The organism is Arthrobacter sp. 1088 (assembly GCF_031455315.1).
Classification (GTDB): domain Bacteria; phylum Actinomycetota; class Actinomycetes; order Actinomycetales; family Micrococcaceae; genus Arthrobacter.
In genome coordinates this window covers 263003-275250 of sequence record NZ_JAVDSM010000008.1, presented here as the reverse complement: position 1 = coordinate 275250, position 12248 = coordinate 263003, and the positions used below count along the sequence as shown (strand labels likewise).

Below are 12248 nucleotides of genomic sequence, written 5' to 3'. Positions count from 1 at the left end.
CGAACTCAACGACAGACCCCGCCAACGCTTCGACTTCTGCACCCCAAATGAGATGATCAGAACCTTCCTGTTGCGATAACCGCTAGAAACCGCCGGCTCAAAACGCGCACAAATGCGACTTACTTGGGTGGGTAACGACGACGGCGACCCTCACCTTTTTGGTGAGGGCCGCCGTCGTCGTTCGGTTTAGTAGCGTAGGCGTTAGCTGGCCTCGATCGCTGCCTTGGCCTTCGGGTCTGAGTCGTTCAGGAACTTCTCGATCCGCTCCGGCTCTTCGGCCTCACCAATTGCAGCTGCGGCACGACCCAGTGCGTAGAGTGCGCGCAGGAAGCCCTGGTTGGGCTCGTGCTCCCAAGGGATCGGTCCGACGCCGCGCCAACCGTTGCGGCGCAGCGAGTCCAGTCCCCGGTGATAGCCCACGCGGGCGTAAGCGTAGGAGTCGATGGTGCGGCCCTCAGCCCAGGCTTCCTCAGCGAGGATTGCCCACAGAAGAGACGACGTGGGGTTTTTCTCCACGAGGTCCAGCGCTTCCTTGCCGAGAGCCAGATGCTGGTAAATCTCGGTTTCGGCGGGCAGGAGCGTGGGCTCCGGCCCCATCAGGTTCTTCCGGAATTCGTCGGACATTAGAAAGTCTTGCCGACCGATCCGAGCTGCTGGGCTGCTTCAACGATGCGCGCGGCCATGCCGGCTTCGGCGGAAGCGCCCCAGACGCGGGGGTCGTAGGTCTTCTTGTTGCCCATTTCGCCGTCGACCTTCAGGACGCCGTCGTAGTTGGAGAACATGTGGCCGGCAACCGGGCGGGTGAACGCGTACTGGGTGTCGGTGTCGATGTTCATCTTGATCACACCGTAGGAAACGGCGTCGGCAATTTCCTGCTCGGTGGAGCCCGAGCCGCCGTGGAACACGAGGTCGAACGGGTTGTCCTTGCCGATCTTGGCGCCAACCTCGGACTGGATCTGCTTGAGCAGCTCGGGGCGGAGCTTGACGTTGCCCGGCTTGTACACGCCGTGCACGTTGCCGAAGGTCAGGGCGGTCAGGTAACGGCCGTTTTCGCCGGCACCCAGGGCCTCGATGGTAGCGAGAGCGTCTTCGGGGGTGGTGTAGAGCTTCTCGTTGATTTCGTTCTCAACGCCGTCTTCTTCGCCACCGACGGTGCCGATTTCGACCTCGAGGATGATCTTCGCGGCAGCTGCGCGCTCAAGCAGTTCGCGGCCGATGCGCAGGTTCTCGGAAAGGGTCTCGTGCGAGCCGTCCCACATGTGCGAGTTGAAGATGGGGTCCTTGCCGGCCTTGACGGCTTCCTCGGAAGCCGAGAGCAGCGGAAGAACGAAGTCTGCGAGCTTGTCCTGCGGGCAGTGGTCCGTGTGCAGGGCGATGTTGACGTTGTAGTTCTTGGCAACTTCGCGGGCGAACGCGGCGAAACCGAGGGAACCGGCAACCATGTCCTTGACCGAAGCGCCGGACCAGTAGGCTGCGCCACCGGTGGAAACCTGGATGATGCCGTCGGATTCGGCCTCGGCGAAACCGCGGATCGCAGCGTTCAGAGTCTGCGACGACGTCACGTTGACCGCGGGGAAAGCGAATCCGCCAGCCTTTGCGCGGTCGATCATCTCGGAGTAAATCTCTGGGGTTGCAATGGGCATGGTGACTCCTATGCTGAATTCGTCTGTGGGTTGGTAACCCTGGAGTAGACCGCTTACGGCTAGCTCCCATCCTAGCGATATCCGCCGGGACGCCGTGTTTCGGGTCACTGGGGCTCTTAACACTTCCGCCGAGTTGGCATTTAATGACAATCCTGCGCGCTGACATTGGCATTAAGTGTCATCTCGCGCGCCAGCCACGGCTCTCCAATGCACGGCGTACCTTGTGCACGACGGCGGGTCTGTCGCCTTGGAGGTCGTGCTTGGAGATCCGGACCTCCAGCCAGCCATGCGCGAGGGACCTTTCCTGGCGCTCGATGTCCCTAAGGTGCTGGTCCGCGCTGCCATGATGTTGGCCGTCGTATTGAAGGGAGACCTTGAACTCGCGGTAGGCGGCATCCGGCCACAGCACTGGCCGGCCAAGGGCATCGCGGACAACGTGGTTGAGTGTGGGTTCCGGCAGGTTCGCATTGACCAAGACCAGGCGCATCAGCGTCTCCGGGGCAGAATCCGCCCCCACCCGGATGAGTTCCAGTGCTGCGCGGGCCGTCCGTACGCCACGCATGCCTGGATGGCGGCGGACGATCTCCGTCAGATCCTCGATGCTGCACAACGCTTCCTTGGGCACCGGGAAATCGGGGCCATGCGAACACACAAGGTGGTCACCGGCCACAACCAGGTCCTCCAAGGGCAGCAGCGCGGCCAAGTCCAACCACGTCCGCGCCGGCGAGGTGAGCCTGACGCCGTCGTACTCGACCACTTCTTCCGGAAGAAGCGTGAGGAGGTGTCCGGCCACGTTGACCCGCCGCGGAAAACTGAACCCCCTCCGCCGGGCCAGATGAATGCGCCAATCCCCGCTGCGGTTGCCTGGCAGGGGGACACCCCAGATCCGGGCGGCGGACAAGGAAACCAGGATGGAGGAATCGTCCAGGTCCGTGTAAGCCCTCAAGGCGGATGACCCGGAAGCCGCGGACACGGCCGGCATACGGACTCCCCGGGAAACCACCAATAAGTCCTTGGCACGTGTCCGGGACCGCGTAACGCCGGCTTTGTCCGATGCACGCACAGAGAAGGAACCCGTGGTCAGATGTTCCGGAAGTGTCGCCCTGCGCATGCCCCATTTTGGCTCCCCTGCGCGGCCTCCGGGAGGTTATCCACAGGCTGGCCACCCACGCACTCCGCGAGATGGCATTTGATGACAATCCGCGGCGCTTGGATTGTCATCAAATGCCATCTCGGCGGGAGGCTACGAGACCGGCTGCTGGAACACGTGCCGGCGGACCCACGCGTGCATCGCGATCGCCGCAGCCGAGGCGGCATTCATGGAACGCGTGGAGCCGAACTGCTCAATGGACAACGTAGCAACAGCGGCCTCATGGACCTCGGGTGTGAGGCCCGGGCCTTCCTGGCCAAACACAAGGACGCACTTCTCCGGGAGGTCGTAGGTCTCCAGCGGCACGGAATCCGGGAAGATATCGATGCCGATCACGGCAAGCCCCTCCCCCTGCGCCCACTGGACAAAGTCCTCGACAGTGGGGTGGTGGCGGACGTGCTGGTAGCGGTCTGTGACCATGGCCCCGCGACGGTTCCACCGGCGTCGACCAATGATGTGGACTTCTTTGGCGAGGAACGCGTTGGCTGTCCGCACAACCGTTCCGATGTTGAGGTCGTGCTGCCAGTTCTCGATCGCGATGTGGAATTCGTGCCGCTTGGAATCCAGGTCCGCGACGATCGCCTCGTGCTTCCAGTACCTGTATTGATCCACCACGTTGCGGCGGTCACCATCCCTCAACAGGTCCGGGTCCCAGTGCTCGCCAACCGGCCACTCGCCTTCCCAGGGCCCGACGCCGACCTCCGGTTTCGCTTCAGCCTCGCCATCCGCTGTAGGAACCTCGGAAGTGGGCAGGGCCGTGTTGGGGGGAAGGTCAGTCACCCCTCAACTTTAGCCCTGCCCGGTCTGTGCCTCTTTGCCCGGTGCCTCTTTGCCCGGCGCCTCTTGGCCCGGGCGCCTAGACCATCTTCCACTTGTTGATGCGGTACGAGTTGGCCAGCTGCTCCATCAGGCCGGGGTGCTCATCCCAGTAGGTCTTGTGCCCGCTAACGCCCAGCATCTGCGGAGTTCCCCACGGTGTCACCGAGAACAGGTTGACTGCCTGGATTTCTTCCCCACGCGCATTGGTGCAGGTGAAGCCTATGACCACGGCGGCGCCACGACGGAATTCGCGGATCTCGGGCATCGAGGTCTTGAAGTCCGAGGTGCACTTGTGGCCCACCAGGTTCTGGGGCAGCTCCGTGGCCGTCATGCCCTTGTAGCGGGCCTCAATATCTTCGATCGCAGCCTTGATCTCTTTCGGATCCTTGCCGAACTTGCCTTCGTCGGACTCGGCGAAGAACGCGTAAGCGAGGGCAATGCCGTCGCCGTCCGCCTCCACCGTGCCTTGGGCCTTCTTCTGGATCTCCTCACCCGTGGTGGGGTCCTTGGTGATCCCGAAGGATTCGTCGTGGGTCCACTCGGCCAGGTACTGGAAGGACGATTCGCCCGTGACCCACTTGCTGAACAGCGGGTCGCCGTCGGCGGGGACATTGGTCGGGCCGGCGAATTCTTCCCACACGCTGGGCAGCGGGATGGCACCCTCCGGAATCTCCGAGGAGGCGGTTGCGTCGGCTGAAGGCTCGTCGGACGGGTCATCGGACGGCTCGGCCGCTGCGTCGGACGCTCCGTCCGAGGCGCTGGTGGAAGGCACGGGCGTCTCCACGGCCACAGGTTTGGTCACCGAAGGAATCAACCATGCGAACACGACCACCAGCGCAATGATCACGACGACGGCGATCCCGCCGAGGATCAGGAACAGCGCCTTCTTGTTGTGGTCGCCCGGGCCCTGGCTGGGTCCGCCGGGCTGACCAGGGTAGCCGGGCTGGCCGGGGTAGCCAGGCTGGCCGCTGGCTTGCTGGTCCGGGTAGCCGGGCTGACCAGGGTAGCCGCTGCCCGGCGGCGGGAAACCGGGCTGACCCTGCTGCGCCTGTGGGTAACGGTGCACCGTCTCGGCGAACTCGCCGTCAGGGTGGCCCTGCTGGGTTGGGAATTGCTGCGCGGGGAGAGCCTGGGTCTGACCGTCCTGCCCAGGCGCCGCGGACTGAGTCAAAGGCGGCTGCTGCTCCTGTGCTTCCGGCCGATACATCGGCTGGGTCTGGCCCGGCTGATACTGCCGATACTGCTCCTGGCCGGTTTCGTAGCGTGGCTGCGGCACGCCGTCGGGATTGTACGGAGGCTGCGGCACTCCATTGTTGTTGCTCATGACAGGCCCTTTCAAACGTGTTGAGTACCGGCGTATCCGGGGATATCCGGTTGTCGATCCAATGCTGGGGACCTGCTGACGTGCGGCGACACAAAAAATCCACCATGTCGATCCCCCGACCCACGGTGGTGGCACGCCTGTACCGGAACAAGCGTAGTTCAGTCCGTCGAGTAGCAGGCGAGTCACGGCGGTTTTCCACATGGGTAGAACTACCCACATAGAGGAATGCCTGGGATGTTTAGCTGCTCGAATAATGAAAGACTGGGAGGCAGTGCATGACAAACCCCAGCCGGAGGCAAATATGGCAGAAGAATCCACGCCCCACACGTCCGCATCGGTGTACCGGAACGGCCACGAAATCGAATGCTGGCTCACGGACATGGACGGCGTGCTGGTTCATGAAAACCAGGCAATTCCCGGTGCAGCCGAGCTCATCCAGCGCTGGGTGGATACGTCCAAGCGCTTCCTTGTCCTGACCAACAATTCCATCTTCACCCCGCGCGACCTCGCAGCCCGCCTCCGCGCCTCCGGGCTGGAAGTTCCGGAGGAGAACATCTGGACGTCGGCGCTGGCCACGGCCCAGTTCCTCAAGGACCAGGTCCAGTCGTCTGATTCCGGCAACCGCGCCTACACCATCGGCGAGGCAGGCCTCACTACCGCCCTGCACGAAGCCGGGTTCATCCTCACGGACACGGAACCTGACTTCGTGGTGCTCGGCGAAACCCGCACCTACTCCTTCGAAGCGATCACCATGGCTGTCCGCCACATCCTGGCCGGCGCCCGTTTCATCGCAACCAACCCCGATGCCACCGGTCCTTCCAAGGACGGCCCCATGCCGGCAACGGGCGCAATCGCGGCAATGATCACCAAGGCAACGGGCCGCGAACCGTACATCGTAGGCAAGCCGAACCCCATGATGTTCCGTTCGGCCATGAACCAGATCGACGCCCACTCGGAGACCACGGCCATGATCGGCGACCGCATGGACACCGATATCGTGGCAGGAATGGAAGCCGGGCTTCACACGGTCCTGGTGCTCAGTGGCATCACCCAACGCGAAGAAATCGTGTCCTTCCCGTTCCGGCCCAACCAGATCCTGAGCTCCGTGGCCGACCTCAAGAGCCAGATCTAACGCCAAAGGAGTCCCGTCATGGCTGTGCTCAACCTCCGTCCTCTGGCCGGTGGCCGGATACTGAGGGGGAGCCAGCCGTTTGGCTTGGATGCTGCCGCGACATCGGGGTTCCTGGCGGAGCACGGCATCCAGGCAATCATGGACCTGCGCAGCGAGCTCGAGCGTTCCTTGGTTCCGTGGTTGGTTCCGAACGGGTCCTCTCCTTCGAACGCGACCAAGCCCGACGGCGGTGGCGGGTGGACTGACGACGGTCGCCGCAAGGAAACTGTCCTGAGAGTCGAGCTCATCCATAATCCGCTGGACCCGAACGCCGTGGCGGGATCTCTGCAGGCAGTGGAGACTCCCGAGGATCTGGGGAATCTGTATCTGGGCTGGATCCGCGTCCGGCCGGAGTGGGTTGCCGATGCCCTGCGTCCTGTCGCGGAAGGCAAGCGCACGCTGGTTCATTGTTCGCTGGGCAAGGACCGGACCGGAGTGGTGTCGGCGATCGCGCTCATGGCCGCGGGCGAATCGGACGAGGCTGTGGTGAAGGATTACACGGCCACCACGCGCAACCTTCCCAACCTTCTGCAGGTCATGGCCGAGACGTGGCGGCTCCACGTCCCCTCCACACCGGCGCAGTATTTCAGCCCTGACCTCATGATCCTCCAGAGCCCGGAGGCGGCAATCCGGCATTTCCTGGTCGGCTTCGCACGGGAGTTCGGGGACGCCCGCGGCTTCCTGCGCGAGGCGGGCCTCACCGCCGTCGAGGTTGAAGCGCTTCGGGGTTGAATGAGAGCCGGGTTGAATGAGAGCCGGGTTGAATGAGAGGCGCAGCCCAACAGGAAAATCCCCGGCAATAACCTAGGCCGGCCGGATAACCCGTCCATTTGGCTCCTGGTACGACGGCTCGTCAGGTGCAGGTGGCAGCGGCTCCAGCTCATTCTGGACCCGCTCCAACAGCGGCCGGTAAACGTCGGCGCTCCATTGAGGGCTGGCGTGCGCTGGCCGGGCACCCTCCGTGCTGAGCACCGGGAGCTTCATGTTCGCCGCGAAGACCTTGCTCCACCCCGCCCGCGCGGACTCATAATTGACCGTGTTGTCCTTGGCGTTGCCGAGGAATGCCATTTTGGCCGGGCCGATTTTACCGGCCAAACGCAAGCCATCGAAGTGGTAGATATACGCGGACTCCGTCTGGATCAGCACGCTGGACGGGGCGATCGGCGAAAGCTGCTCCAGGCTTTGGTCCAGGATCTGCCGCCAGGTGCGTTCGTCCTTGTGCGCCACCCGCTCCCCCAGTTCATAGCCGCCGCGCAGGACTGAAGGGATGCGGAACCCGTTCTCATAAAGGAACACCACGCCGTCGAACCAGCTCTGGTCCAGCACATCAGCGCGGCTGAAGGGACTGGAATCCAGGACGATCAGCTGGGTCTGGACACCATGCAGCTCCAGCAGACGGGCGGCAACTTGCGTGGCGAGCATCCCACCGAAGCTGTGGCCATAGAAATACAGCTTCTCCAGTCCCAGCTCGCGCACGTGGAGAATGAGTTCGCGGACGATCTCATCAACGTCCAGGCCAAGGTTGGAATACCCGACGGCGGCAAGGCGGCCGCGCTGGTGAAGGGCAGGCCGCAGTGAGTTCAGGATCCACTGTGCCTCTTCCCAGCTGGTTTTGTACCCGGGAAAAAGGATCCAACTGGCCTTGGGAAAGTAGAGATCCGAGTAGGAATCCGGGACGCGGAGGATCTTGGTGGCCCGCCGCTCGGCCTGCACGCGACGGGTAAACAGCATGTCTCCCGCCAACGCCAGCGAAACCCCTGCAGTGATGAGGAAGTTACGGCGCGATGTTCGCTTTATCCGGGAAACGTGGGGCAGGATCCGGGCCCAGGCAGCGGGATCGGCAGCGTCCTCTGGCCCGGATCCGGGCATGGCAGGGCCTCGGCCCGGGAGGTTTTCGTTCACCTCCGGCGGAGCCTGGAGCTTTCCTACTTGAACGTCCACGCAGCTAGCATAGGCTTCGCGGGCACTGCCTTACAGCCCCGTAGTTCGTGCACGGTTGTTGCCCCTAAAATACGCTTTTAGGGGCATCCCCCGTACACAAACTCCCTAGTTGAGGCCCAGTTCGTCCTTGCCGAAAGCAAAGAGGTAGGGCACGCCGGTTTCGGCTTCGATCTTCTCTTTGGCGCCGGTGTCACGGTCCACGATGACGGCGACGGCAACCACATTGCCGCCGGCCTTACGGACGCCCTCGACGGCGGTCAGTGCGGAGCCGCCGGTGGTGGACGTGTCCTCGAGGACAACCACGTTGCGGCCCTCAACCGAGGGACCTTCCACCTGGCGACCCATGCCATACGACTTCTGGGCCTTGCGGACAACGAAAGCGTCCACGGCACGGCCGGCGTCTGCAGCGGCGTGCATGACAGCGGTACCTACGGGGTCGGCACCCATGGTGAGTCCGCCAGCGCACTCAACCGGGATCCCGGCGTCGTCGATCATCGCCAACATGACCTGGCCCACCAGCTTGGAGGCCTCGTGGTGCAGGGTGATGCGGCGGAGGTCGATGTAGTAGTCAGCTTCCTTGCCGCTGGAGAGGATCACTTTTCCGCGGACCACCGCCAATTCTTTGATGAGTTCAAGAAGGCGGGCACGGGCAGTTGCAGTGTCTGCAGCGGGGGTACTGGTGGAAGTCATGGCTTCTATTCTACGTAAGGCACCGGGCCCGGCATTTCAGGCGGGAATCCGGCATTTCAGGCGGGAATCCGGTCCGTCTGGCTGGAAGGCGCCGGGACCAGGGCGGGGCTACCGTCGACGTTGCCTGCGTACAGCCAGTCGTTGTACTGGAAGTCGTTGTCCTTGCGGCTCTTGAACAGCAGGTTCCGCAGTACGCGGGCCACTCCGGACACGTGCCAGGATTCTCCCCAGATCCGTGCCGTGCGCTGGACCCGGGCGGTTCGGGCGGCCCGGACCGAGTTGAAGGAGCGAATGGCCTCGTCCCACGCATCCGGGTTGACGCCGTCGGCGGTGAAGACCGTACCGTTGCTGACGTCCTGCAGCACCGCCGCATCTTCGAGGGCTTGGCAGGCGCCCTGGGCGAGGTACTGGAGCATGGGGTGCGCTGCGTCGCCCATCAGGACCATGCGTCCGGCAACCCAGTTTTCTATCGGTTCGCGATCGTACATGGGCCAGCGGATGCCCGTGCCGAGGTTGGCGAGCGCTGCTTGCACGGCGGGGACGCAGTCCTTGTAGGCGGCCTGGAGTTCGTCCACTCCCCCGTACTGTTCTTCACCGCGCTCAAACGACGGCGATTTGAATACGGCCACGGTATTGAGCAGTTCGCCCTTGCGCAGGGGGTACTGCACCAGGTGGCAGTCCGGGCCGAGGTAGACAACCACGTCCTCCAGGTCCGTGGCGGGGGTTTCCGCGGTGATGGGCACCGTGCCGCGGTAGGCAACGTAGGCGGAGGAAACGGGCTGGTCTGCTGCTACGAGCGGCCGCAGCGTTGACTTGAGCCCATCGGCCCCGATCACCACGTCTGCTTCATAGTCCACACCAGCCGCGGTGTGGACAACACCGCGTCCGTTTACGGTTTCAACGCTGTCCACCATGACATCGTTGACCAGCTTCACGCCCGCCGCTTCACATCCTTCGAGGAGCACGCGGTGAAGGTCGCTTCGGTGGATCACCACGTATGGGGCGCCGTAGCGCTCCTCAAACCCGCCTTTCAGGCTCTGGCGCGTTAGTTCCTCGCCCGTGACTGCGTCGCGGAACACCAGGTGCTTGGGCTGGACTCCGATCTCCAGCGCCTTCTCCAGCAAACCCCAGCGTTTCAGGACGCGGGAGGCATTGGGGGCCATCTGCAAGCCCGCGCCTACCTCACCGAACTCCGGCGCCCGTTCCACGAGCGTGACGTTGGCACCGTTTTCACGCAGGGCCAGTGCTCCGGCCAGCCCGGCCATACCCCCTCCCACAACCAGGACATCGGTGGACGTGGTGTATTCAGACATTGCTTGCTCCTTGGGAGATTTTGGTTTTGATGGTGAATCTGACGGCGGCCAACAGGACCGCCGCAATGGCGGCGGCACCGGCGAACGCGAGGAAGTTGGAGTTGACACCGAGACCGGCGGCCAGCAGGAGGCCACCCACCTGCGGCGCAACGACTGCGCCAATGCGACCCGTGCCGAGCGCCCAGCCAAGTGCGGTCCCCCGCAAGTGATCGGGATAGTGGCTCGCAACCGCAGCGATAATGAGGCACTGCGTGCCATGGGTTCCGACGCCGGCAAGCACCAAAGCGAGGTACACCACCGTGACCGGCGGGCCGGCCAACAGTACCGAAAGCCCGACGGCGGCTACTGCGGCTGCCGCTATCGCCGTCGGAATTGGACCGAAGCGTGTGCCCGCCCAAGCGGTGATGACCGAGCCGGCGACTGCGCCGAGGTTCAGCGCGAGGGCGAAGGTCAGTGCCGACCCCAGGTTGTAGCCAGCCAACTGCATGAGGTTGGGCAACCACGTACCCAACCCGTACCAGGCGAACAACGTGGCGATGGTAGCCAAGGCGAAGAGCATGCTGACACCCAGGTAGGGTGCGCGGAGCAGGGAGCCGAAGCCGGCGGGCTCTTTGAAGTCCTTGCCGCCGGATCCTGTGGATACGAGCGTCTCCGGAAGGTACCTCAGCCCGAGCGGCACCACGATCACCAAGGCCACCACAGCCACGAGGAACATGGACTGCCACCCGAAGGCAGGAATCATGGGAATGCCCACCAACGCAGCGATGGATCCACCGATCGGGACGCCGGACATCATCAGTGTGGCAATGGTGGACCGCCACTTTGCCGGGACCAGTTCAGCCACCAACGCGTTGGCGGACGGGACCAGCCCGCCGAGACCGATGCCGGCGAGGAGTCGCAACGATCCGAAGACAGCCGCGTTGGGTGCCAAGGCGCAGAGGACGGTGAACACCGAGAAGGCGATCGCGCAGCCGAGGATGGTCCTGCGCCTGCCCCACGAATCGGCCATGCGGCCCGCGAAGATGGCGCCGATCATCATCCCGAGGAACGCCATGGAACCGATGGTCCCTGCTGTTGCCTTGGTGAGGCCCCAGCCGGTTTCGGAAATCAGGGAGGACTGCACGGTGCCGTAGACGATGAGGTCGTAGCCGTCGAAGACCACCAGCAGCCAGCAGACCAGCACGGCGAGTGCCGGGCCTTTGGAGAAGCGCGGGGCCATGGGGCCAAGGTCGGCAGTAGGCCGTTGCGACGCTGCAGCGGGAAGTGTGTGATTCATCCCACCACTGTCAGGTGAACAGCAACCGAAGCACCATAGAATTCTGTTGTGCAGAACAAGCCCCCCACCCAGTCCAGCCGGAAGCCCGTGCAGAAGCGGCCCACGTATTCCATTGAGGCGGTAGACAACGCCTTGCAACTCCTCCAACTCCTACGCGACGGCGGCGCGCTCCGCCTCAAGGACGCAGCAGCAGAGCTCGGGGTGGCTCCCTCAACTGCCCACCGGCTCCTTGCAATGCTCGTTTACCGGGGCTTCGCGGTGCAGGACGAGAACCGGCGCTATGTCCCGGGACCGGCAATGGGTGTCGGCCCCGCCGGCCTCAGCTGGACCAGGCTGCTGAGGGATTTGGCGCTGCCCCATATGGAACTGCTGTCCGCACGGCTCGATGAGACGGTCAACTTGATGGTCCGTGTGGGCACCAAGGTCCGCTTCCTCGCAACAGTGGAGGGGAGCAACGTCCTGCGTATCGGAGACCGTCAGGGGACGGTCATGCCGGCGGACAAGACCTCTGGCGGGAAAGCGATGCTCGCCGAACTGGAACCCCCGATGATCGAACAGCTCTTCCGCAGCCAGAATGCCGAAATAGGCGGCGACACCATCCCGGACGCAGAGTATGCCGCCTTTATCCGAGAACTGGACAGCATCCGGAACAACGGTTTCGCGGCCAATTTCGAGGGCACGGAGGAAGGAGTCAGCGCCCTCGGCATGGCACTCCACAACCGGCGCGGGCAGGTAGTCGGGGCACTAACCGTCGCCACGCCTGCCACCCGGTTCCGCAAAGTGTTCGACGCCGGTTTGGTCGCCGCCCTGCGGGAAACCTGCCGACAGCTGGAGATCGACATCGCAGCCAACCCGGCAGAACCAGGATAACGAATTCTGCAGAACAGAATATCCTCGGGATCACTGGCGGTAATCCGTAGG

General features: G+C 63.7%; 12 protein-coding genes. 3 read left to right on the top strand and 9 right to left on the bottom strand.

Annotated features, from left to right (window positions below; translation table 11 throughout):
* Positions 1–201 precede the first annotated feature (201 nt).
* The 5 genes from J2Y41_RS14945 to J2Y41_RS14925 form a co-directional block, all read right to left on the bottom strand.
* A complete protein-coding gene (locus J2Y41_RS14945; RefSeq protein ID WP_224094027.1) occupies positions 202–624 on the bottom strand; it encodes a DUF3151 domain-containing protein in 423 nt (140 codons plus the stop codon).
* Positions 624–1643, bottom strand: a complete 1020-nt coding sequence (gene fbaA, locus J2Y41_RS14940; protein ID WP_309929619.1) for a class II fructose-bisphosphate aldolase — start codon at positions 1641–1643, stop codon at positions 624–626. The genes J2Y41_RS14945 and fbaA overlap by 1 nt, the downstream gene beginning before the upstream one ends.
* 178 nt (positions 1644–1821) lie before the next feature.
* Entirely contained in the window at positions 1822–2754 is a 933-nt protein-coding gene (locus J2Y41_RS14935) for a hypothetical protein (RefSeq protein ID WP_309929617.1), read from the bottom strand.
* Positions 2755–2886: 132 nt separating this feature from the next.
* Complete coding sequence (locus J2Y41_RS14930) at positions 2887–3573, bottom strand: TrmH family RNA methyltransferase (RefSeq protein ID WP_224094022.1); 687 nt, start codon at positions 3571–3573, stop codon at positions 2887–2889.
* Positions 3574–3649: 76 nt separating this feature from the next.
* Complete coding sequence (locus tag J2Y41_RS14925; RefSeq protein ID WP_309929614.1) at positions 3650–4936, bottom strand: hypothetical protein; 1287 nt, start codon at positions 4934–4936, stop codon at positions 3650–3652.
* Positions 4937–5237: 301 nt separating this feature from the next.
* Between J2Y41_RS14925 and J2Y41_RS14920 the strand changes: the two genes are divergently transcribed.
* Positions 5238–6068 carry an HAD-IIA family hydrolase gene (locus tag J2Y41_RS14920; protein WP_223935648.1) on the top strand — a complete coding sequence of 277 codons (831 nt, stop codon included), beginning with the start codon at positions 5238–5240 and terminating at the stop codon, positions 6066–6068.
* An 18-nt stretch (positions 6069–6086) separates the two neighbouring features.
* Positions 6087–6839: a tyrosine-protein phosphatase gene (locus J2Y41_RS14915; RefSeq protein ID WP_309929607.1), complete on the top strand. Its 753-nt coding sequence runs from the start codon at positions 6087–6089 to the stop codon at positions 6837–6839.
* Positions 6840–6911: 72 nt separating this feature from the next.
* On the opposite strand, the gene J2Y41_RS14910 is transcribed toward J2Y41_RS14915, so the two are convergent.
* The 4 genes from J2Y41_RS14910 to J2Y41_RS14895 all read right to left on the bottom strand — a co-directional run bounded on the left by J2Y41_RS14910 (position 6912) and on the right by J2Y41_RS14895 (position 11327).
* A complete protein-coding gene (locus J2Y41_RS14910) occupies positions 6912–8048 on the bottom strand; it encodes an alpha/beta hydrolase (RefSeq protein WP_309929605.1) in 1137 nt (378 codons plus the stop codon).
* A gap of 105 nt (positions 8049–8153) precedes the next feature.
* Positions 8154–8738, bottom strand: a complete 585-nt coding sequence (pyrE, locus tag J2Y41_RS14905) for an orotate phosphoribosyltransferase (RefSeq protein ID WP_216922127.1) — start codon at positions 8736–8738, stop codon at positions 8154–8156.
* Positions 8739–8794: 56 nt separating this feature from the next.
* Positions 8795–10051, bottom strand: coding sequence for an FAD-dependent oxidoreductase (locus J2Y41_RS14900; protein ID WP_309929603.1), 1257 nt, complete (start codon positions 10049–10051; stop codon positions 8795–8797).
* Entirely contained in the window at positions 10044–11327 is a 1284-nt protein-coding gene (locus J2Y41_RS14895; RefSeq protein WP_309929601.1) for an aromatic acid/H+ symport family MFS transporter, read from the bottom strand. The genes J2Y41_RS14900 and J2Y41_RS14895 overlap by 8 nt, the downstream gene beginning before the upstream one ends.
* A gap of 48 nt (positions 11328–11375) precedes the next feature.
* Between J2Y41_RS14895 and J2Y41_RS14890 the strand changes: the two genes are divergently transcribed.
* A complete protein-coding gene (locus J2Y41_RS14890; protein WP_224166231.1) occupies positions 11376–12197 on the top strand; it encodes an IclR family transcriptional regulator in 822 nt (273 codons plus the stop codon).
* The last annotated feature ends 51 nt before the right edge of the window (positions 12198–12248 follow it).